Source organism: Desertibacillus haloalkaliphilus, assembly GCF_019039105.1.
GTDB classification, from domain to species: Bacteria; Bacillota; Bacilli; order Bacillales; family KJ1-10-99; genus Desertibacillus; species Desertibacillus haloalkaliphilus.
This window is the reverse complement of record NZ_JAHPIV010000410.1, coordinates 1-363: the sequence shown is the minus strand read 5'-3', so window position 1 is coordinate 363 and position 363 is coordinate 1. Positions and strand designations below refer to the sequence as shown.

General features: G+C 51.5%; 1 protein-coding gene. It reads right to left on the bottom strand.

Annotated elements, in window-relative coordinates; translation table 11 throughout:
* On the bottom strand, positions 1-363 hold a 363-nt coding region (locus KH400_RS30170; protein ID WP_217228449.1), incomplete at both ends, for a hypothetical protein.

Below are 363 nucleotides of genomic sequence, written 5' to 3'. Positions count from 1 at the left end.
CCCTTTCTCTTCTTTTCCCTCCTTCCTTTTTTCCCTCTCCTTTTCCTTCCTTTTCCCCCCCTTCTTCCCTTTTTTCTTCCTTCCCCTCCTCCTTCCCCTTCTTCCCTTCTCTCCCCCCTTTCTCCCCTTTCTTTTCCCCCTTTCCTCTCCCCCTCTCTTTTTCTCCCCTCCCCTCCCTCCCTTCTCCTTTCTTCTTTCCTTCTTCCCCTCTCCTTCCTTCCTCCTTCCTTTCTCTTCCTCTCTTCTCCTCCTTCCTCTTTTCCTCCTTTCCCTTTCCTTTTCCCCCCCTCCCTTCCCCCCCCTCTCTTTTTTCCCCCCCTCCTTCTTTTTTTTCCCCTTTTTTCTCCCTCCTCCTCCTTTTTT